The organism is Affinundibacterium amnicola (assembly GCF_014284275.1).
GTDB lineage: Bacteria > Pseudomonadota > Gammaproteobacteria > Burkholderiales > Burkholderiaceae_D > Undibacterium > Undibacterium amnicola.
Genome location: NZ_JACOFU010000001.1, coordinates 885,059 through 907,234, shown reverse-complemented (window position 1 = coordinate 907,234; position 22,176 = coordinate 885,059). Strand labels below are relative to the sequence as shown.

Here is a 22,176-nt window from a genome sequence, read left to right as displayed (position 1 = left end):
ATGATTATTTTTCATTGTTGGCGTCAGTTTTTTCAATGCTTATTGATGGTTGCTTGCCTGTTTGGAGCGACTACGTCTGTGTTCGCGCTTGGCTTAGGTGAATTGCGTGTGCGCTCATCATTGGGACAGCCATTATTGGTTCATTCCAATGTGATGGGCGCTGAAACCGAGAGCTTAAATCCAAGTTGTTTGCGTGCGCGTGTTGTATCGATGGATGGTGCATTTATTGCCAGTGCAACTATTTCTATTCATCAAAAGCAGAAAATGCGTGCGCTCAGTTTCTCAACGCAGCAGGCGATCAATGAGCCGGCGATCAATTTAATCATTGATATTAATTGTGAAACGCAGTTGCATCGTGAATTCTCGATATTGCTTGATCCACCTAATGTCTCAGTTGATTCTGCCAGTATTGCGCGTGATCCTTCTCCGTTTGCTAGGACCGATACGCCACAGATCTCTTCCCAGACTTTTACCGATGTAGCGCCTACAAATGCATCGTCGTTGAAGTCCACAGAAAAAAAACAAAAACAAAGAAGCGCAGAGGCTTTGCCAAAAGCATTGAATGAAGAAAGCCCAGTTCCGCAGAAAAAGAGTAAAAATCGAGTCGAGAAGAGCATCGCATCGAATGTTCCAGCTAAAGATGTGCTGAAGTTGTCTGATGACATCGTTTTACCGGATTTTCCGCAGGGATTAAGAATGAGCGATATTCTGAGCTCCTCATCTGGTCAGCAGTTAGTGGAAAATAACCAGGAATTACGCGCTGCACAGGCACGTATGGCGGCAATCTTGCGTGATGAAGTGGCACCAGTGGCGCCAGCACTTCCGAACGTAGTCGATAGCTCGGAAATTGCAAGTTTGAAGCGAGAAACAGAGAAGTTGCGTCAGCAAAATTTACAAGATAAATCGGCGCTTGCGCAGTTGCAAAGCAAATCTGGTTTTGATTATTGGGTTGTGATACTTGGATTGATTGCGATTTTGGCTATTGGCATTATTTTGTTTTTGCTCGTCTATATCCGGAAAAATTTGTCGGCACAAAACGCTACATGGTGGGAAGATAGTGAGCAAACTTTGGAGAGCCAGCCAGAGAAAATTGAAGACGTGATTAATAGTTTGCAGGCTAGTTATGATGGCAAATCAGGTAACACAGCACCTAAATCTGAACCATTAAGTAAACAAGTTAGCGATGTGAAGGTCGTTGCAGAATCTACCGAATCGGAACAAGTGAATGCTCAGGAAAGTCAAGTTGGTAAGCCGGTGAGCCGAACGCCGAGTCTTGAAGAAACAAACAGTAGTATTTTTAATTTCTTTGCGCCACGTGGAAATTCTGTCAAGGTTGAGGAAATTTCTGATGTTACACAAGAGGCAGAGTTTTGGATTTCAATGAATGATCCGCAAAGGGCGATTGAAATTTTAGCCGCGCAGGAACAGCTTGAGCATCCAGATTCACCAGTACCTTGGCTATTTTTGTTGGATTTGTATCGCACAGTAAATGATCAGCAAAAGTATGATCGCTTGCGTGATCGTTTTATTGTGTTCTTTAACGCAAATATTCCTGAATTTGAGACGGATTTGTCGACATTGCCAAGTCGCCACTTAGAGGATTTTCCGCATTTAATGCAAAAAATCTGTGAAGCTTGGAATGGAAATAATATTATTTCTTATCTTGAGAGTTTGTTGGTTGATGATAGGGAAGGAAAGCGGGCAGGATTTGATTTGCCCGTTTATCGCGATATCTTGATGTTGTTAGGTATTGCCCATGAACTCGATAGAATTATGGCAATTGAAGGCCCGGTGAAAGAGATGCGAAGTGAAGTCGACGTGAAGCTTCCGTTGGAGGAAAATGTCACTGATCCGATAGCAGAAACTGAGTTTGGGACGATAGAATTTGAAACGATTGATTTTCCACGTATGGAAGTGAATAAGAAATAGAGTAAGTGGAGAGGGTATTTTTGAATTGCCCGTTTGTTATCTTCTGATTGTTTTTTATGATTTAGATAAAATTTATTTTCCATAGATGAGAAAACGAAAAGCGACCGAAATGGTCGCTTTTTTTATGGATTGAATTTGACCAGCGTCGAAATCCATCGCAGATCTCGCTGGAGCGAAAACCGACATCAAGGTATAATCGCGCTTTCCGTTTCAACCCGCGATGTGTCTGAGCTCTTTCGTGATATTGCTAGCGCGAACTTCAGAAACCAGCCACTTTGCCTCAACTACATTCACGCCATGTTGATATTGCCAGGCTCTAACGCCCTGTCTGCTTTCCGAACTAAGAATTTATTGTCCCGCTTGCAAGCTGTCGATGCCAACGTCGTTGGGGTTACTGCGCGCTACGCTCATTTCGTCGATACATCTGCACCTTTGAGTGAGATTGACGTCAATCGCCTCAAAGCACTTTTGGTCTACGGTGATGCATTCACAGGTAGCGAAGAGGGCGATAGTTTTGTCGTGATTCCGCGCTTCGGTACGATTTCACCATGGGCATCGAAAGCCACAGACATCACACACAATTGCGGCATGCAGCAGATCAAGCGCTTAGAGCGTGGTGTGCAATATTTTGTACAAGTTAAGTCTGGATTGTTAGGTGGTGCAAAAAAACTCGCCGCTGATTCTAAGCAAGGTGTGATCGCTTTACTGCATGACCGTATGACCGAAATGGTATTGGAAGATTTGAATGCTGCCAACGGTTTGTTCACAGAATTAGAAGCGAAGCCTTTAGAGCATGTTGATGTTTTAGGTGGTGGTAAAGCAGCTTTGGTTGATGCTAACACCGCATTAGGTTTGGCTTTGTCAGATGATGAAGTTGATTATCTGGTTGACGCATTTACGACCGCAAAGCGCAATCCAACCGATGTCGAATTGATGATGTTTGCACAAGCGAATAGTGAGCACTGCCGCCATAAAATTTTCAATGCTGATTGGACTATTGACGGTGAGAAAAAAGATATCTCGCTATTCGGCATGATCAAGAACACGCATTTACTGCAACCAAAAGGCACGATCGTTGCCTACAGCGATAACTCTTCCATCATGGAAGGTGCGACGGTTACACGCTTCTATCCAAACGGTGCTGCGAACGGGAATGAATACCAAGCTTCAACTGAGTTGACGCATACTTTGATGAAGGTGGAAACACATAATCACCCAACCGCGATTTCTCCATTTCCAGGCGCATCGACTGGTGCTGGTGGTGAGATTCGTGATGAAGGCGCGACTGGTCGTGGTGCAAAACCAAAGGCTGGCTTAACTGGCTTTACGGTTTCCAATTTGAATTTGCCTGGCAATGTACAAGCTTGGGAAAACGCAACGGATGTATTGAGCGGTAACGCAACGACACAGCAATATGGCAAACCAGATCGTATAGCCTCACCTTTGCAAATTATGATTGAAGGCCCGATCGGTGGCGCTGCGTTTAGCAATGAATTTGGTCGCCCAGTTTTGGGCGGTTATTTCCGTACTTACGAACAAAATGTTGGTGGTACCGTTCATGGCTACCACAAGCCTATTATGATCGCTGGCGGTATCGGTAGCATCAATGATAAGCACACGAAAAAATTTGATTTGCCTGTCGGCAGTTTGTTGATTCAACTCGGCGGCCCAGGTATGCGCATCGGTATGGGCGGTAGTGCCGCTTCATCGATGGCGACAGGTACTAACACCGCGGATTTAGATTTTGATTCTGTGCAACGTGGCAATCCAGAAATGGAACGTCGTGCGCAAGAAGTAATTAACTCTTGCTGGCAACTCGGTGACAATAATCCTATCTTGTCAATTCATGATGTGGGTGCAGGTGGTTTGTCTAATGCCTTCCCAGAAATCACGAACGACGCAAAACGCGGTGCGATTTTTGATTTGCGTAAAGTACCTTTGGAAGAAAGCGGCATGGCGCCGAAAGAAATCTGGAGTAATGAATCGCAAGAACGTTATGTGTTAGCGATTGCGCCAGAAAGCCTGCCTTTGTTCCAGTATTTCTGTGAGCGCGAACGTTGTTTATTCGCTGTCGTCGGTACTGCAACCGAAGAGCGTCAACTAAAAGTCATCGATCCTCTGAACGACAATGCGCCAGTCGATATGCCGATGAATGTCTTGCTCGGCAAACCACCAAAAATGCATCGCGAAGTTGAGCATGTCAAACGTGATTTCCCAGCGATAGATTTAACGGGTATGGATTTGAAAGTCGTTGGCGAGCGCGTGTTGAGTTTGCCGACGGTCGGCGATAAATCTTTCTTAGTTACGATTGGCGACCGTTCAGTTGGCGCGATGTCGGTACGCGATCAAATGGTCGGCCCATGGCAAGTACCAGTCGCGGATTGTGCTGTGACCGCGATGAGTTTAGAAGGTCATTTAGGTGAAGCAATGTCTATGGGTGAACGTACACCATTGGCAGTTATCGATGCGGCTGCATCGGGTCGTATGGCTGTGGGCGAATCGATTACGAATATCGCTGCAGCACCTATCTCCAGCATTGAGAGCATTAAGCTCTCAGCGAACTGGATGGCCGCTTGTGGTCAACCTGGTCAAGATGCGGCTTTGTTTGATACGGTCAAAGCCATCGGTATGGAACTTTGCCCTGCGCTGGGTATCAGTATTCCGGTTGGTAAAGATTCTTTGTCCATGCGTACCACATGGAAAGATGAGGGCGCTGATAAGTCTGTCACATCCCCTGTGTCTTTGATTATTTCTGCATTTGCGCCCGTGTATGACATCCGTAAATGCTTAACGCCACAAATCAAATTGGACGCTGGCGATACTAGCTTGATTTTGATCGATCTTGGTCGTGGCAAGAATCGTTTGGGAGCATCGGCTTTTGCACAAGTTATGCAAAAGCTTGGTGATCAGACACCGGATGTGGATAGCGCAGATGATTTGAAAGGCTTCTTCGCGGCGATTCAAACTTTAAATCAAGACGGCAAAATTTTGTCTTACCATGATCGTTCTGACGGCGGTCTGTATGGCACATTGTGCGAAATGGCGTTTGCGGGTCGTAGCGGTTTAGCGATCAACCTCGACATGCTGACGATGGAAAGTGAACACGCAGCGGATCAAGGTGATGCGAAAAATTGGGCAGGGCAGGTTGCTGAACGTCGTAATGAATTAACTTTACGCGCTTTGTTTAACGAAGAGCTTGGTGCAGTTATTCAGGTACGCACTGAACAGCGCAGCGAAGTGATGGACGTGTTACGTGCACATAATCTGGGTGCATGCAGTCACGAAATTGGTAAGCCAAATAATAGCGGTATCATTTCTTTCATGCGCGACGCGAAAGAAATCTACAAAGAATCTCGCAGTGCTCTGCATCAAATCTGGAGCAAAACCAGTTGGCAAATTGCCCGCATGCGCGACAATCCAGATTGCGCCGACGCCGAGTATGCACGTTTGGCGGATGAATCCGATCCAGGCATGCAACCGAAAGTGACTTTCGATGCGCAAGCAGATGTGGCAGCACCGTTTATTGCAACAGGCGTACGTCCGAAAGTCGCCATCTTGCGTGAGCAAGGTGTGAACTCACATATTGAAACCGCCTACGTGATGCACAAAGCAGGCTTCACTGCGGTTGACGTTCACATGAGTGATCTGATAGCTGGTCGCGCTAAGCTTTCCGATTACAAAGGCTTGATCGCGGTCGGTGGCTTCTCATACGGTGACGTCCTGGGAGCTGGTGAAGGTTGGGCGAAGACGATTTTGTTCAACGCTATGATGTCCGAGCAGTTCTCTGAATTCTTCCATCGTAACGATACCTTCGGTATGGGTATTTGCAACGGTTGCCAGATGATGAGTAATTTGAAGTCCATCATTCCAGGCGCGACAGCTTGGCCGAAATTCACCAAGAATAAATCCGAGCAATTTGAAGGCCGTTTCTCGATGGTTGAGATTCTCGAATCTAAATCGATTTTCTTCCAAGGTATGGCGGGCACACAAACACCAATCGCAGTGGCGCATGGCGAAGGTTTTGCAGATTTTTCAACCACAGGCGATATCAATGCTGTACACGCAGCGATGCGTTTTGTTGATCATCATGGTCTGGCAACGGAAGCTTATCCTTACAATCCGAATGGCTCACCACGCGGCTTAACTTCCGTTACGAATGATGATGGTCGTTTCACAGTGATGATGCCGCACGCAGAACGTGTATTCCGCAGCGTTTTACATTCGTGGGCACCAGAATCCTTTGGTGAAGATTCACCTTGGATGCGTATGTTTAGAAATGCGCGGGTTTGGGTAGGCTAAATTTCAAGGTGATGTAAACGCAGAACAAAAAACGCAGAGTTAGCTGGAAAGCGCTCTGCGTTTTTTATTGGTGGTGATGCAACTACTTACTTTTTGCCTAAAGGGTCGTTCGGCGTTGCTGCACGTGGCATATTGATTAAATCATCTGATGAAACGGTTTTTACGTCAGACGTTGAACGCGCATTCTTTTTCTGTGGAATTGTGCTGCCTACACGATATTCTCGTTCAACAGCGACTTTTGGCGAATTTGGATCTTCGGTTTCAACACTAGCACATGCGGTGAGGGTGGAAAGTAATAGAAGGCTAAGTAAAGTTTTTGTCATAGCAAATTCGCTTTATAGAAGGAAGAATATTAAACTTTTCTGCGTTGTTTTATGAGATTCGCTGGGACACCTCGGTAACAACATCGCGTAAGGCTATTGCTGTCACAGAAGCTTGTCAATAGTTTTAGGTAAATAGGAAAAATTACGAGGAAAAATAACGACAGCTCAGTAGATATGGCTGCGAATTTGTGTATATAAATCTTGATTTATATTATTTACTTCTGTCCGATTCTGACAATCTGTAAAACGAATTTTTTTATGGGTGGACTGTCGTTTCCTGCCGGCGGTCAATAAACAAGCTATTTCCTGGCAAGCGCTTCGCTTGTTTTTTTGCTTCAGCCGCAGCAATCGCGATTTGATGATGTGAAACATACTGTCCGATGTTCGCATTAATGACCCCTAATGACAAACTAATTAAGGGGTAAAAAACTTTTTTCCCTTGCCGGTCTTCACTGATGTAGCCGCCTCGATCCCGGTCTTCATTGCTATAAAAGTCGGAAATAGCGGTTTCAAATGCGCGTAAAATATTCCTGCAACGTAGTTCCCAATCTTTACTTTGAAACACAATAATGAAGTCATCTCCTCCGATATGTCCGATGAAATCTTTATCGCTGGAGCAGTGTTGAACAATAATTTTACTGCTCATTTGAATGACTTCATCACCGCGTTGGTAGCCGTAGACATCATTAAATGGCTTGAAATGATCGAGGTCGCAATAACATGCCGTAAATGGAATTTCTTGCTGAATTAATTGGTCAATATGACGATTGATCGCCACATTCCCGGGTAATTGCGTCAATGGATTTGCATAGCGTGCCGCCTCGATTTGCATTTTGGTGATTTCCCGCATGAGATCGGGTCCCGTCGCTAACCCAACATAGCATCCATTATCGACAACAATGATCCCATTGATAAGATGTTCGGGATCTGCTTCAACAATCATATGGCTGACTTGTTGAAGACTAGTATTTTGCTCGACGATTAATGGATTGCAATCCATGAATACTTTGCAGGGTTTTTTGCCATAGAGTTCACGTTGAAACGGCCTTGAAAATCGGTCAATCATATTGTGGCGATTAATGATGCCAATAGGCAGATGGCCGTCAACAACCGGTATGATTTTTAATTTTGGATCTGCTAGGAATAAATTTTCAACTGCATTATTGAGCGTGGTGGAGCTAATAGTTGGAGGTGTTTTAATTAAATTTTTAATTGTCACTGCTATTTCGCTTGTATCAATCAAGATCGACGGAGTTCTATTTTTCTTTACGGAAATCGTTTTCGCCACTTCCGCTGAAATCGATTTTGCTGGGCTCGCATGAGGTTTTGCGATGTGATATCCCTGCCCACAGGCCACGCCTAAGTCCAATAAAGTCAAAAGCTCGGCCTGCGTTTCAATTCCCTCAGCAACTACTTTTGAACCAGATTTTTCTGCAATGCTTTGAATTGAACGGACGAACTGACGTTTGACAGAGTCTTTATCAATTCCTTGAATGAAATGCATGTCTATTTTGACGAACTCTGGTTGTAGTTCTGACCATAGACGCAAGCTAGAAAAGCCTTCTCCGAGATCATCAATCGCAATCTCAAATCCCATGTTTCGGTAGTGTAAAACTGCTTCGTACAGCAATGCGTAATCGTGCGTTGGTTGATATTCGGTAAGCTCAATGATGACACGTTCAGGATTAATTCCTATCTCATGTATGTAGTCTAAAGTCTCACCATGTTTTGCATCGCGTTGAAGCAGACATTCAGGGCTCACATTGAGAAATAATTTCCCTGGGAGGTTCAATGCTTGAAATTGTTCAAGAACAATGCGTCGGCAAAGATGTTCAACAGTCACACTGAGCTTGTGCTCGGCAGCTGCTTGAAATAAGTTGATCGGTGAGTGCAAAGCACTGTCTGATGGCCCCCTAATTAGACCTTCATATCCAAGAATATGACCACTTTCCATGTGAATGATGGGCTGGAAGCGTGCGCTGAGTTGTCGTTCGCGAATAATTCGATGTAATTGAAATAAGACCGTATTTTGCGTATGGACCTGATCAATCATGGGGAATATCTTTGCTTCATAGCAAAGAGTGGTGTCGGAAATAAGGCTTAATCCGTGTTCCATAGAATAAATATTTGCCGATTGGAAATTGCCGAGTCAAATTTAACTTTCGGTTCAAATAGCTTAGCGAGCGATTGTGACCGGGATATTTCATCCTATTAAGTTAGTTAAATTTTTTGAATAAATATTTCCATCGTTTCATACAAATGCAGTTTTTTCTTACATCAGAAGCTTGCGAGAGATTTGTTTGTACGATAGCTACGGCGGTTTAGAAGCCAATTTCTAATGATTAAATAGGTATTATTTATGTGGGGAAATATTCTTTATAGCCTTATATATCTAAGATATAAAAAGAAAGATCTAATGAAATCGCGGCTTTTCAGAGGGAAATTGCCAAAAAAACAGGCTACCAAACAGTTTTGAACTTTGCTACAATCGCGAGCTTGACTATGTTTGGTAGTTTGGAAAGATGGCAGAGTGGTCGAATGCACCGGACTCGAAATCCGGCATACGTTTATGACGTATCCAGGGTTCAAATCCCTGTCTTTCCGCCAAAACACATCAGTCGATTATTTGGCGAAGATCAAAAGTCGTGTGAGAAGGTCAAGCTAGAATGAATTTTTCGTTAAAAAACTAGGATAGTGAAGAAAATGATTCTGATGGAGTCACTTCTAAAAAGTTGCTTGGCGTAAAATTGTTCAGGAGTAAGGAGCATGCGTAAACATGCTTTATGCATGCAAAATTATAAATAACAACCAAACCGATTTGGTCTTGGTGCATACAGATAATTTTTAACTGTATTTTGTGAAGAGTGAGAAAAAATGGCAAACCTTTTAGACTTAAAGTCAGATGATTTTGACTATAACCCAAATAATCTTCTAGATACTTTGATTAAGCAATTGCATTTAAAAAATGACGCTGCTTTGTCTAGAGCTTTAGAAGTTGCTCCACCAGTAATTAGTAAAATCCGTCATCACCATCTGCCAGTTGGCGCATCGTTGTTGATTCGTATGCATGAAATCAGTGATTTGAGTATCAAAGATTTGCGCGCATTGATGGGCGATCGCCGGGAAAAGTTCCGTATTGGCGATCAGGTAATTCGCGTCGATTAATTCGATTGCGCTGTCGCCAGCACGGGGTTAAATCTGAATTGATTTAACCCCGTTTTCATTGATGGCCGTTCATTAATGATTGATGGCGATACAGTGTTTTAAGAGTCGCCAGACTTTGTGCAGTTTTGTGTACAAATTTTGCTATCACCGATAGACATTGTTTTACTCGTTAATTCGATGTGTTAGCATGTGGAAACATATCGATGCAAATGATGTTACTTCTCTATCGAGGTCATTATGTCTGTTCAAGTCACAGGAGCTTCCCGTCTTAGTCAAGAGCACAAGATGCGCCTTTATCCTACCAAAATTATCAATATCATCGGTGGTCCGGGTTGCGATAAGTCGCTTTTTTCATCTGCAATTATTCTAAATTTAAATTTACGCAATAAGTCAGTAGAGCAAATTCCTGATTATGCAAAAGCTTTGGTGTGGCAAAAGAATTTTGATGCGCTTAAAAATCAATACCAAGTTGCGCAGCGACAATTTGAAATGCTTGACCTCTTAGATGGGCAAGTTCAGTACTTGGTTACGGAATGTGCATTGATGCAGGTACTGTATTACAACGAAACATATACTGAAAATATTTGTGATGTCACCAAGACACGTCAGCAGATACTTAGTTGGTATAACAAGCACGATAATATTAATATCTTGGTTGAGCGTGGAGATAAAAAGTACGTGCAAACAGGACGTTTTCAGAATGAAGAAGACGCGCGTAAAATTGACCAAGCTTTACATGAAATGCTTTTGCGTGAACAAATTCCGTTTATCGCTATGGCACCTGATATTGCAGTCATCAATAATTTCGCAAGAGCTTTGCTTTGATGTGATTGAGTCATTCGAGTATTTTTAACCCTGGCTCGGTTTGAAGAATCAATGTCCTTAAGCTAAAACGTGGCAGCCTTCTTTTCGCCACGTATTTCCTATCTCTCAAGGTGCGTGGAAGTTGTCCGCCTTGGTCTCTGATTTTTATTTCATCGCGTATTTTCTAATACTGATCGCATTTTTGCGATCATTCATCACTTTTTACCAATTCATATTCCTATCAATTTACTATTTGGCTAGTACATTGAAGCATTTGGTTTTAGTCGCACTCAATGGCGTTCAATTGCGTTTAAACGTATTTTTAGTGGAGATGAATATGGTGGGTGACTTAGCGATACAAATGACTAAGGTGCGGAAGCGATTTGCTTCTCATGAAGTGCTTAAAAATCTTAACCTAGCAGTGCCACAAAAAAGTATCTTTGCATTTCTTGGTAATAATGGTGAGGGCAAATCAACGGCGATTCGATTAATGGTCGGACTATTGCGACCCGATAGTGGCGATATTCAAGTTCTAGGGCGTAGTATTTTCTCTGATCGCCAATCGATATTGCGAGACATTGGGTGTCTAGTTGAGGCGCCTAGTGCTTATCCAAATTTAACTGCAACTGAGTTCCTAAAAATTGCTTGTCTAATTAAAGCGCTGCCTAATCAGGAAATTGATCGGGTCTTAGAATTAGTTAGTTTACGCACTGACTCGGGGCGTTTGATCCGGCATTTTTCTTTGGGTATGAAGCAGCGTTTGGCTTTAGCCCACGCTTTGCTTGGGCGTCCACGTCTATTGATTTTGGATGAGCCAACAAATGGTTTGGACCCCGCAGGAATACAAGAGATTCGCCATTTAATTAGTAGCTTGCCTGAGCAGGCGGAATGCACCGTGTTCGTATCGAGCCATCAACTCGATGAGGTGGAGAAAATCGCGAGCCATCTCGCTCTACTGAAAGACGGTGAGGTGCAATTTCAATGTAAGTTGGATGAGATTTATGCGACGCAGGTTGGCGCGCTCTCATTGAATGTGGATGACGCAGTGCAGGTGGCGAGCCTGCTTCACACGAACGAGTTTCGCACGCAAGTGATAAGTGCAACCCAGCTTTTGGTGACCGAGATCTCACAAGAATTTGCATATCGCGTTAATGCCTGTGTTGTTCAAGCAAATTTTCGCTTGCATGGATCTAGTTTCGAAAAACCGTCATTGGAGCAATGGTTCCATCAACAAACGCAGGCGAGGGTAGCATGATTTTTACTTTGATTCGGGTGGAACTCTTAAAGGTGAAGCGCTCTTTAGCGTTATTGATGATGCTGGCCTGTCCATTGATGGTGGCGATTCTTTGTTTTGGCGTGCAATTAAAAACCAATAAAACGGGCGTGATTCGATGGGATATGTATTGGGCTGGAAATACCGCAATTTGGGGGTATTTTATGTTCCCACTGTATTTGGCATTAATTACAGGTTTATTGAATGGGAATGAGCATAAAAATGCAACCTGGCGTTTGATGTTGACGCTGCCGATTCAATCCCGTCAATTATTCTTGGCGAAATTTGCGCTTGCTGTGATTTTTATGTTTGGTGCAAATTTGGCCTTGATATTGATGACCTCGTTGGCGATTTTTGTGTTTGGATTATTAGGATTTTCTACTTTGCAGGCTTTTGAATTTGATTTCTTGCGGTTTATTTTCTTTGCCTGTGTTAGTGCGCTGCCGATTTTGGTATTTCAGCATTGGATTAGTTGGCGTGTGCAAAATATTGTCGCACCATTAGCCGCAGGAGTAATTGCGACGATGGGAATCGTTCAGATTGGGCAGTCAGAAAAATGGGTCTATTATCCTTGGAGTTATGTTATGACAGCCTTAAACGCGACATCAATTGATGTACGTCATCAGGCGATTATTTTGGCAAGCACGGTTGCAGTTTGCCTGCTTGGGATATTGACGTATTGGATAGGGCGCCGCGGCGTGGAATTTGAGTAAAACTGTTGCGGAAAGATGTGTGTGGATAAGGTCGAATATGAGCTGGTACAGCTAATGCAGTTAATCTAGCTACTGTAATTTAATCATCTCGATCTTATCCATGAGCATTGCCGGAACTTAGGCTAAAAATAAAAATACTGTCGGTTTTTTATGAAAGTCTGGTGCTGCTTTTGTTTGTAATTGTTTTTTCCAATCGCCAGCAGATTTGGTTTGAATTGATTCAGTTGGTAGACTCAAATCTGTGGCAACGCAGATCAGTGTTTGCTGATGGCAAGTGCCGGCAAGTGCTTCAAGCATTGGCGTGTTTCGATAAGGTGTTTCGATGATTAGCTGTGTCTGCTTTTCTTTTCGTGAACGGTCTTCGAGTTCTTTAATGCGTTTTGTTCGTGCCGCAGAGTCTGTCGGTAAATAACCGTTGAACGCAAAACTTTGCCCGTTTAGTCCACTTCCCATTATCGCGAGTAGAAGAGAAGACGGACCGACCAAAGGGCTAACCTTGATGTTGTGTTGATGAGCGAGTCTAACCAGATTGGCTCCCGGATCGGCAACTGCAGGAACGCCAGCTTCAGATATTAGCCCGATGTCATTTCCAGCGAGTAATGGGGCTATCAATGTTTGTAATGCTTCGTTTGGTGTATTGACGTTGAGTTCGCTAATGTGTAATTCTTGGAGGGGTTTGGCGAGCGGGTGAAATTGGTTGAGGATTTTTAAGTAGGCGCGAGTGGTTTTTGCGTTTTCTGCGACGAAGTACTGTAATTGCGAACTCATCCTTTGCACAGTTTCTGGAATGATGTGCGCTAGTGGGTTGTCTTGCGAAGTTTCAGATAATCCGAGCGTATTTGGAATGAGGTAAAGGGTGCCAGTCATATTTTCCTTGTTCTTGCTGTAATGTCAGTCTATTTAAAAAAATCCACTTTGAGATTGCGTAACATGCTAGTCAATGCAATAAGTGGTAGGCCTGTCAATGCTGTGGGATCATTGCTTTGCACTGATTCTAATAAGGCGATCCCCAGTCCTTCATTTTTTGCGCTGCCCGCACAGTCGTAGGGTTTTTCGATATGGAGGTAAGCATTAAGTTCGGCGTCACTTAAATTGCGAATCTGGACGATGGTTTTGCAGTTTTCGATTTGTATCTGATGGTGTTGATTTTCCGCATGATTGTGCAACACGCAAAGAGCGGTGTGGAAAATAACCGTTTTGCCACGCATGGACTGTAGTTGGCGTAAAGCGTTGTGATGATCGCCAGGTTTGCCAATTTGTTCTCCATCAAGTGTTGCTACTTGGTCAGATCCGATAATTATGGCGTCTGGATATTGCAGGGAAATTGCTTCCGCCTTTTCTTGTGCTAATCTGATGGCAGTTTGATCAGGGCTCTCGTACTCTTTGGGGCTCTCATCAATATTTGGGGTGATTGAAATAAACGGCAGATGTAATCGAGCCAAGAGCTCTTTGCGATAGACGGAACTTGAGGCAAGTATAATTTGTTGTTTTGATACGTTTGATGATATTTCGGCCATAATTTGTATTTATTTTTGTTTGAAAAACGCTATTTTTTTGAAAATCAAAGAAAATTTCACAGCCTTAGCTAGGCTAAATGCGCTAAGGCTTTGACTAATAAGGTGTAATCCTGTTATTATCGCAGGTTTTCTGGGTCTAGAAATCCTATGCAAGCATTTGTCATCGACGCTTTTACGTTTTGTCAGCACCGTGAACAACGTGAGGGTAGTACAAAAATTGCTGATTTTCCGCGTTTATCAGTGGAATGTGCAAATGGTGATGGCGCCTTGAATTGGTCTTTGCAGGGCAGTGTTAATCAATTGGGTTTTCCTCAATTGACACTGACAGTCAATGGCCAACTTCAATTGATGTGCCAACGTTGCTTGACACCATTTGATTTCGCAATAGACTCACAAGCAGAATTAATTCTCGCCAAAGACGATGATCATGCCGACGAAATTGAAAGCATGCTCGAAGATGACGAGATTGATGTAGTAGTAGGCAGCAAAACATTTAATGTCATGGATTTGATTGAAGATGAAGCGTTGCTGGCAATACCCCAATCGCCCAAACATGCAGTATGCCCTGATGTAGTTGGTTCATTCAATCAATCAGAGGCAGCGAACGATGTAAATGCGGTAGATACAGCGAGCACAAGTACTAAAGTGTCTCCATTCGCTGTGCTGAAAAAGTTGCAATGAAAAGTAAGTGGGCGTACCTAGTGGCATTATTCTGAAAAAACACTCAGGTCGAAGTATTGTTAGGGATTCTTGAGCGGCAAAAAAGATTTGATTGTCGATTCAAGTGTGTTAAATTTTAGAAACATTTTTTGAAGTATTAGGAGTTATCATGGCCGTTCAGCAAAACAAAAAATCACCATCCAAACGTGGTATGCACCGTTCACACGATTTCTTGACTGCACCACAGTTAGGTATCGAGCCAACAACAGGTGAAACACATCTGCGTCACCACATCAGCCCAAATGGCTTTTACCGTGGTCGTAAAGTATTGAAAACTAAGAACGACGAGTAATTTGTTCTTAGCGATAAAGCGGCGTTGCGAGTCTCGTACTTGACGCCGCTTTTTTTTATTCTAAAAAATGTTCAAAACCAGCATTAGTTTTTGTTCATTTCCATCTTTCATTTTTTTCTTCGGACGTAAATCGCACGTAATTCGTGCCTAATTGGGTGATTGTTTGCCACATTCTTGATAAGATTAGTCTCTTGAAGTGAAAAAATAGTAACAAATACATGACAATAAAAATTTCAATTGATTGTATGGGCGGTGATTTTGGCCCATCAGTCACTGTAGCGGCAGCAGTTTCATTTGCGAACCGCGAGCCTGATGTTGAATTTGTTTTGGTAGGGCAGGAAACTGTCTTGCAAGCAGAATTAAAAAAACTAGGCGCGCTAAATCATTCACGATTATCGATTGTGCATGCGAGTGAAATGGTGGAGATGGATGATCCCATCGAAATTGCCTTGCGCAGAAAAAAAGATTCCTCCATGCGGGTCGCTCTAAATCAAGTGAAAGAAGGGCTGGCGCAAGCTTGCGTTTCGGCTGGTAATACCGGCGCCTTGATGGCGGTGTCTCGCTATGTCCTTAAGACCATGCCTGGCGTTGATAGGCCTGCGATTTGCAGCATTTTGCCGAATCAAAAAAAACTACCCACTTATATGCTGGATCTGGGGGCGAATGTCGATTGCGAACCTTTGCATTTGCATCAATTTGCGATTATGGGTTCTGCATTAGTCGCCGCACTTGAAAATAAGCCACGCCCCACAGTTGGCTTGCTGAATGTTGGTGAAGAAGATATTAAAGGTAATGACGTGGTGAAACGCACGGCGCAATTATTGCGCGCGGATCATGAGCGCGGCCTTTTGAATTTCTACGGCAATGTTGAGGGTAACGATATTTTCAAAGGTACTACTGACATCGTGGTGTGTGATGGATTTGTGGGTAATGTCACCTTGAAAGCCGTAGAAGGTTTGGGACGTTTTGTTAAAACCACGATGACGGACGCATTTAAAAGTAATCCGCTGAATATATTGGGCGCTTTGATCGCACGTGGCGCTTTGAAGCATATTTCAAAAACCATGAATCCGTCGAATTATAATGGCGGCAGTTTATTGGGCTTGCGTGGTGTTGTGATTAAAAGCCATGGCGGTGCAGATAAATATAGTTACGAGTGGGCGATACAACGTGCATTCGATGCAGTAAAAAATGATGTGCTTGCGCGCATCACAACATCCTTGGCGGAATTAATGCCAGTGCCCGCAGAGGCAAGTACAGCTAGTTCCGGTTCGACTGAACAATAAAACAGATAAAGACGCATGACTTTCTATAGCAAAATTATAGGCACAGGAAGCTACCTGCCACCGAGAAAAGTAACGAATCACGAATTAGCAGCGCAGTTGGCTGAAAAGGGAATTGAAACTTCCGATGAATGGATCGTATCGCGCAGCGGTATTTCGGCGCGTCATTATGCCGAGCCGAACGTCACCTCCAGTGATATGGCAGTTGAGGCTGCCAAACGGGCACTTGATGCTGCTGGTTTGCAAGCTAATGATATTGATCTCATTATTTTAGCGACTTCGACTCCAGATTTTTTTGGCGGATTCCCAAGCACGGCTTGTGTTGTACAGAATAAATTGGGCATCACTAACGGTGCTGCTGCGGTTGACGTGCAAGCAGTGTGTAGTGGATTTATCTATGCGATGGCGATGGCAGATAGCATGATCAAATCTGGTTCGCATAAAAAAGCGTTGATTATTGGTGCTGAAGTATTTTCGCGTATTCTCAATTTTGAAGACCGCACTACTTGTGTTTTATTTGGTGATGGTGCTGGTGCTATCATCATGGAACAGTCTGAAGAGCCTGGTGTGCTAGCGACAAAATTGCATGCCGATGGTAGTCATGGACATATTTTGTGTGTGCCCGGAAGTGTTAACGCTGGCGTGATAGCTGGCAGCGCTTTTCTGTATATGGATGGTCAAGCAGTCTTTAAATTGGCTGTTAACGTACTGGAGAAAGTCGCTAATGAAGCTTTGGAAATTGCCGGCATGGATGCCAGTCAAATTGATTGGTTGATTCCGCATCAGGCCAATATCCGTATCATGCAAAGTACGGCAAAAAAACTGAAGTTACCTTTGGATAAAGTTGTTGTTACTGTTGATCAGCATGGCAATACTTCGGCCGCTTCGATACCCTTGGCATTAGATGCTGCAGTACGCGATGGTCGCGTCAAAAAAGGTCAGATTGTGATGCTAGAAGGTGTTGGTGGTGGCTTCACGTGGGGTGCTGCTCTAGTCAAGATGTAACGTTGATAGCATTGTTGTTTTCATTTAAAAATACGTAGAGTAAAAATATTATGACGCAATTTGCATTTGTATTTCCAGGTCAAGGTTCACAAGCAATCGGCATGTTAAATGGTTTTGCTGGTAACCCTGTGGTTCAAGACACGATTGCAGAAGCTTCTGATGCTTTGCAGATGGATTTGGGAAAATTGATTTCCGAAGGTCCAAAAGAGGATTTAGATTTAACGACGAATACACAGCCGGTGATGTTGACTGCAGCTGTCGCGACTTATCGTGCATGGATCGCTGCTGGTGGTAAGCTGCCTTCTATTGTTGCTGGCCATAGCTTGGGTGAATATTCGGCTTTGGTTGCAGCTGGCGTGATTGCGTTTAAAGATGCCGTGCCTTTGGTGCGTTTCCGTGCACAGGCTATGCAAAGTGCAGTGCCAGTAGGTCAGGGCGGTATGGCTGCTATTTTGGGTTTGAGCGATGCAGATGTGATTGCTGCATGCGTAGAGGCTGCCGCCTCAACCTCTGAGGTTGTCGAGGCGGTGAATTTTAATGCGCCAGCACAAGTGGTGATTGCTGGTAGTAAAGCTGCGGTTGAACGTGCTTGTGAACTGGCAAAAGCAAAAGGTGCTAAACGTGCTTTGCCTTTGCCTGTATCTGCACCATTTCACTCTTCGTTGCTGAAGCCAGCTTCGGACCAGTTGCGTGGGTATTTGGCGAATGTTTCATTCTCCGCACCCGCGATTGCATTGATTAATAATGTTGATGTCGCGATTGTCACTGACCCAGCATTGATCAAAGATGCGTTGGTGCGTCAAGCGGCAAGCCCTGTGCGTTGGGTTGAAACGGTAAATGCGATTGCTGCATCAGGCATCACGCAATTGATCGAATGCGGCCCAGGTAAGGTGTTGGCGGGTTTGACTAAACGCATCAATGGTGATTTGCTCGGTGATGCGATCTATGATCAAGAAACACTGGAAAAAGTATTGGCATCTTTAGGCTCGAACTAAGTTTCAATTAGGTTTTAATTGAGCTTCAGCTAAGTTCGAGCTAAGTTCGGGTGAATAATTAAATTCATTAAATAACAAACTGTGACAGCAGCATAGCTGCCAAGTCTGAAAAAATAGTGAGGGAATATGACGCAGCAATTAGCAAATCAGGTGGCATTGGTAACAGGCGCTTCTCGTGGAATTGGTAAGGCAATCGCGATTGCTTTAGCGCAAGCGGGCGCAAAAGTCATTGGCACTGCAACTTCGGAATCAGGTGCGCAAGCGATTACAGCCTATCTGCAAGAAGTAAATCCTGAGGAAGGTAAGGGTGTCGCATTTAATGTCAATGACGTAGAGCGTTGCAGTTCATTGGTTGATGAAATTCAAAAAGAATTCGGATCTTTGTCAATCTTGGTCAATAATGCGGGCATCACGCAAGATCAATTGGCGATGCGTATGAAAGAAGATGATTGGGATAGTGTGATTTCTACCAATTTGAACTCGGTCGCACGTTTATCTCGCGCTGTTTTGCGTGGCATGATGAAGGCCAAGCATGGCCGCATTATTAACATTACTTCCGTGGTTGGCTCCTCTGGCAATCCAGGTCAAATGAATTATGCTGCTGCAAAAGCGGGGGTGGCTGGTATGAGTCGTGCCCTTGCATTGGAAATTGGTAGTCGTAATATTACCGTTAATTGTATTGCGCCTGGTTTTATCGATACGGATATGACTAAAGCTTTGACCGATGATCAGAAGGCAGCGATCCTGAGCCAAATTCCTATGGGTAAATTGGGACAGCCAGAAGATATTGCGGCTGCAACGGTATTTTTAGCTTCACCACAAGCTGGTTATGTCACAGGAACAACAATTCATGTGAATGGTGGCATGTATTTGTGTTAATATAATTGTTGTAAATTAAGCGAATTTCGCTGAAATTGAGCGGAGTTGGCGGTGCGGCATCTAAAAATGCTCTTTTCGCGCGCAAACCTGATAAAATGCGCGCACTTTCTGTAACCACTAATGGAGACCACATGTCTGATATCGAACAACGCGTTAGAAAAATCGTCGCTGAACAATTAGGCGTCGCTGAAGCTGACATCAAAATTGAATCTTCCTTTGTAGATGATTTGGGCGCAGACTCACTCGACACAGTTGAGTTGGTCATGGCTTTGGAAGATGAGTTCGAAATGGAAATCCCTGACGAACAAGCAGAAAAAATCACGACTGTTAAACAAGCTATCGACTACGCAACTGCGCACGTCAAAGCTTAATTCTGTCGGATTGCTTTATTAATTCCAGGAGAGACGCTTGAGCCTTACGAGTAAACGTCGAGTTGTAATTACTGGCCTTGGTTGTGTGTCTCCTGTCGGCAATAATATTGCCGACACATGGGTAGCCATCCTCGCTGGTAAATCTGGTATTGCCACGATCACCAAATTTGATGCGACGCCATTCACCACCCACTTTGCTGGGGAAGTGAAGGGTTTTAATATCGAAGATTATATTCCTGCCAAAGAAGCGCGCAATATGGATACTTTTATCCATTTTGGTATCGCTGCTGGCGTGCAAGCTTTTCAAGATAGTGGCATCACCGTCACTGAAGAAAATGCGGAACGTATTGGTGTGATTGTCGGTTCGGGTATTGGTGGCTTGCCATTGATCGAAGAAACTAAAGAAGTCTTGATTGCGCGTGGCCCACGTCGCATTACGCCCTTCTTTGTGCCAGCATCTATCATCAATATGATCTCAGGTAATTTGTCGATCAAGTATGGATTGAAAGGTCCTAACTTGGCGATTGTTACTGCTTGTACCACAGGTTTACATTGCATAGGAAATGCTGCACGTATGATTGAATACGGTGACGCGGACGTGATGATTGCTGGTGGTGCGGAATCAACGATTTCTCCTTTAGGCTTGGGCGGCTTTGCTTCTGCCCGCGCTTTATCTTCTCGCAACGATGACCCGTCGACAGCTTCACGCCCTTGGGATAAAGACCGTGACGGTTTTGTCTTGGGCGAAGGTGCTGGCGTGATGGTGTTGGAAGAGTACGAACACGCAAAAGCGCGCGGTGCCAAGATTTATGCAGAAGTGTTAGGTTTTGGTATGAGCGGTGACGCTTACCATATCACGACACCGACGGTCGATGGGCCACGTCGTAGCATGGTCAATGCATTGAAAAATGCGGGATTAAATACCGAGCAAATTAGCTATTTGAACGCACATGGTACTTCTACGCCTTTAGGTGATAAGAATGAAACTGATGCGATCAAAGCAGCATTTGGCGATCATGCCTATAAAATGACGATCAATTCGACTAAGTCGATGACGGGTCATTTGTTGGGTGGTGCTGGTGGTTTGGAATCGGTTTTGTCTGTATTGGCTGTGCATAATCAAGTTTCGCCGCCGACAATCAATATCATGAATCAAGATCCAGAATGTGATCTCGATTATTGTGCGAATACGGCACGTGAAATGAAGATTCAATACGCAATGAAAAATTCATTTGGTTTTGGCGGTACGAATGGTACTTTGATTTTCGGTAAAGTTTAAATCCAAAAATCATCGTTCTTTGCTAGCTGTCATTAAAAAAACACCACATAATGTATGTGGTGTTTTTTTTTTTTGATAAGGCATTCTATGCGTGTGCTTGCTTCAGTTCTGGTTAAGCCTTCCATCCAAATAATGTGGATAGTTCGCTTTATGCTCGTGATGTCTTTCGGCAGCGTTTTTTATCTTGCTCTGGTGAGTAATCAGGAGCAGATGATTTATCTTTTTTTTGCGCTATTAGTGGCAATTTTTGTGTTGTTTTTGCGGTCTTTGCATCAGGGTGTTGGTGTGGCACGACCGTATCATCTTGAAATTGACGATTGCGGAAATGTTTTGATTCGTTCCATCGATGTGAACTGCACTTCTCAATTTATGGCTGCGAGGATGAAAAAATTTGTTATTGTTTGGAGGCAGCTAATTGTTTTGTGCATCGAAAGTGAATCTGGCGTTCGTAAATTTCTGTTAATTTCGCGGGACTCGGTTGTGGATGATGGTTTTCGTCGGCTGACTGTGGCGGTAAATTACTGCGCACATCGAAATTTGAACTCCGTTGATGGTTTGAATAATTTGTCTGATGGGAACTTTTGAGTACGAATTGCGTCAAACCAATAGTAGTAATTATCTAACCGAAAATAATTAAGAATTCAGCAAAATGGGAATGTTTGTGTGACAAGTGAACGCGATATAGATCAATTATTGGTTGAGCGAGTTCAGCGTGGAGATAAAAAGGCATTTGAGCTTCTGGTTTCTAAATATCAAAGGAAACTTTATCGGCTCGTGTCTAGACTCGTCCATGATCATGCCGAAGCTGAAGATGTAGTGCAAGAAGCGTTTATTAAAGCATATCGCGCGCTGGCGAATTTCAGAGGGGATTCTGCATTTTATACTTGGTTATATAGGATAGGAATTAACACAGCGAAGAATTATCTAGTAACGCAGGGACGGCGAGCTCCCACTTCAACAGATGCCGATGTGTCTGAAGCAGAGAGTTTTCATGATGCAGACGGCTTGCGAGATATTAATACGCCAGAATCTCTGATGGCTAGTAAGCAGATCGCTGCAACAGTAAATGCGGTCATGATGTCTTTGCCTGAAGAGTTGCGCAATGCGATTACGCTGCGTGAAATTGAAGGATTAAGTTACGATGAAATTGCAGAAGTGATGCTTTGCCCGATAGGGACTGTTCGTAGTCGAATTTTTCGAGCAAGAGAAGCGATCGCAGAAAAATTGCGGCCTTTAATTGGTACCTCGATAGATCAACGATGGTGAATTTTTGTGTCGAAATTAGCATGGTAATGAAGTTAAAAAAATAAATGAAGTTGAACTGGGAAG

The 22,176-nt window shown here is 43.7% G+C and carries 20 protein-coding genes and 1 tRNA gene; 17 read left to right on the top strand and 4 right to left on the bottom strand.

Annotated features, from left to right (window positions below; genetic code table 11):
- On the top strand, positions 1 to 1,929 hold the full coding sequence (locus H8K33_RS04060) for a type IV pilus assembly protein FimV (protein ID WP_186889664.1): 1,929 nt from the start codon (positions 1 to 3) through the stop codon (positions 1,927 to 1,929).
- 297 nt (positions 1,930 to 2,226) lie between these two features.
- On the top strand, positions 2,227 to 6,228 hold the full coding sequence (gene purL / locus H8K33_RS04055) for a phosphoribosylformylglycinamidine synthase (RefSeq protein ID WP_186889663.1): 4,002 nt from the start codon (positions 2,227 to 2,229) through the stop codon (positions 6,226 to 6,228).
- Between the two features lie 86 nt (positions 6,229 to 6,314).
- Here the strand turns inward: purL and H8K33_RS04050 are convergent, their stop codons facing one another.
- On the bottom strand, positions 6,315 to 6,551 hold the full coding sequence (locus H8K33_RS04050) for a hypothetical protein (protein ID WP_186889662.1): 237 nt from the start codon (positions 6,549 to 6,551) through the stop codon (positions 6,315 to 6,317).
- A gap of 256 nt (positions 6,552 to 6,807) precedes the next feature.
- Complete coding sequence (locus H8K33_RS04045) at positions 6,808 to 8,604, bottom strand: GGDEF domain-containing protein (protein ID WP_186889661.1); 1,797 nt, start codon at positions 8,602 to 8,604, stop codon at positions 6,808 to 6,810.
- A gap of 463 nt (positions 8,605 to 9,067) precedes the next feature.
- Between H8K33_RS04045 and H8K33_RS04040 the strand changes: the two genes are divergently transcribed.
- From H8K33_RS04040 to H8K33_RS04020, 5 genes are all read left to right on the top strand, one after another.
- Positions 9,068 to 9,158 (top strand) — tRNA-Ser (locus H8K33_RS04040).
- Positions 9,159 to 9,425: 267 nt separating this feature from the next.
- The gene (locus H8K33_RS04035; RefSeq protein WP_186889660.1) at positions 9,426 to 9,716 is read left to right on the top strand and encodes a hypothetical protein; all 291 of its coding nucleotides are present in this window, start codon (positions 9,426 to 9,428) and stop codon (positions 9,714 to 9,716) included.
- A 237-nt stretch (positions 9,717 to 9,953) separates the two neighbouring features.
- Positions 9,954 to 10,541 (top strand): hypothetical protein, encoded by a 588-nt coding sequence (locus H8K33_RS04030; RefSeq protein ID WP_186889659.1) that lies wholly within the window; start codon positions 9,954 to 9,956, stop codon positions 10,539 to 10,541.
- 232 nt (positions 10,542 to 10,773) lie between these two features.
- On the top strand, positions 10,774 to 11,775 hold the full coding sequence (locus H8K33_RS04025) for an ATP-binding cassette domain-containing protein (protein WP_246443280.1): 1,002 nt from the start codon (positions 10,774 to 10,776) through the stop codon (positions 11,773 to 11,775).
- Entirely contained in the window at positions 11,772 to 12,506 is a 735-nt protein-coding gene (locus tag H8K33_RS04020) for an ABC transporter permease (RefSeq protein ID WP_186889658.1), read from the top strand. The genes H8K33_RS04025 and H8K33_RS04020 overlap by 4 nt, the downstream gene beginning before the upstream one ends.
- A gap of 117 nt (positions 12,507 to 12,623) precedes the next feature.
- Here the strand turns inward: H8K33_RS04020 and H8K33_RS04015 are convergent, their stop codons facing one another.
- Both H8K33_RS04015 and H8K33_RS04010 read right to left on the bottom strand, forming a co-directional pair.
- Positions 12,624 to 13,373 carry an SAM-dependent methyltransferase gene (locus H8K33_RS04015; RefSeq protein WP_186889657.1) on the bottom strand — a complete coding sequence of 250 codons (750 nt, stop codon included), beginning with the start codon at positions 13,371 to 13,373 and terminating at the stop codon, positions 12,624 to 12,626.
- A 29-nt stretch (positions 13,374 to 13,402) separates the two neighbouring features.
- The gene (locus H8K33_RS04010) at positions 13,403 to 14,023 is read right to left on the bottom strand and encodes a Maf family nucleotide pyrophosphatase (RefSeq protein WP_186889656.1); all 621 of its coding nucleotides are present in this window, start codon (positions 14,021 to 14,023) and stop codon (positions 13,403 to 13,405) included.
- Positions 14,024 to 14,170: 147 nt separating this feature from the next.
- Between H8K33_RS04010 and H8K33_RS04005 the strand changes: the two genes are divergently transcribed.
- From H8K33_RS04005 to rpoE, 10 genes are all read left to right on the top strand, one after another.
- On the top strand, positions 14,171 to 14,704 hold the full coding sequence (locus H8K33_RS04005) for a YceD family protein (protein ID WP_186889655.1): 534 nt from the start codon (positions 14,171 to 14,173) through the stop codon (positions 14,702 to 14,704).
- A 148-nt stretch (positions 14,705 to 14,852) separates the two neighbouring features.
- Complete coding sequence (rpmF, locus tag H8K33_RS04000) at positions 14,853 to 15,035, top strand: 50S ribosomal protein L32 (RefSeq protein ID WP_162018712.1); 183 nt, start codon at positions 14,853 to 14,855, stop codon at positions 15,033 to 15,035.
- Positions 15,036 to 15,253: 218 nt separating this feature from the next.
- Positions 15,254 to 16,321: a phosphate acyltransferase PlsX gene (gene plsX / locus H8K33_RS03995; protein WP_186889654.1), complete on the top strand. Its 1,068-nt coding sequence runs from the start codon at positions 15,254 to 15,256 to the stop codon at positions 16,319 to 16,321.
- Positions 16,322 to 16,336: 15 nt separating this feature from the next.
- Positions 16,337 to 17,323, top strand: coding sequence for a beta-ketoacyl-ACP synthase III (locus H8K33_RS03990; protein WP_186889653.1), 987 nt, complete (start codon positions 16,337 to 16,339; stop codon positions 17,321 to 17,323).
- A 50-nt stretch (positions 17,324 to 17,373) separates the two neighbouring features.
- Positions 17,374 to 18,318, top strand: a complete 945-nt coding sequence (fabD, locus tag H8K33_RS03985; protein WP_186889652.1) for an ACP S-malonyltransferase — start codon at positions 17,374 to 17,376, stop codon at positions 18,316 to 18,318.
- 126 nt (positions 18,319 to 18,444) lie between these two features.
- Positions 18,445 to 19,197, top strand: a complete 753-nt coding sequence (fabG, locus tag H8K33_RS03980; RefSeq protein WP_186889651.1) for a 3-oxoacyl-ACP reductase FabG — start codon at positions 18,445 to 18,447, stop codon at positions 19,195 to 19,197.
- Positions 19,198 to 19,328: 131 nt separating this feature from the next.
- Positions 19,329 to 19,568: an acyl carrier protein gene (acpP, locus tag H8K33_RS03975; RefSeq protein WP_186889650.1), complete on the top strand. Its 240-nt coding sequence runs from the start codon at positions 19,329 to 19,331 to the stop codon at positions 19,566 to 19,568.
- Between the two features lie 37 nt (positions 19,569 to 19,605).
- Positions 19,606 to 20,847, top strand: a complete 1,242-nt coding sequence (gene fabF, locus H8K33_RS03970; protein WP_186889649.1) for a beta-ketoacyl-ACP synthase II — start codon at positions 19,606 to 19,608, stop codon at positions 20,845 to 20,847.
- A gap of 87 nt (positions 20,848 to 20,934) precedes the next feature.
- Positions 20,935 to 21,432: a protein YgfX gene (locus H8K33_RS03965; protein WP_186889648.1), complete on the top strand. Its 498-nt coding sequence runs from the start codon at positions 20,935 to 20,937 to the stop codon at positions 21,430 to 21,432.
- Between the two features lie 78 nt (positions 21,433 to 21,510).
- Positions 21,511 to 22,113, top strand: coding sequence for an RNA polymerase sigma factor RpoE (gene rpoE, locus H8K33_RS03960; protein WP_186889647.1), 603 nt, complete (start codon positions 21,511 to 21,513; stop codon positions 22,111 to 22,113).
- Positions 22,114 to 22,176 lie beyond the last annotated feature (63 nt).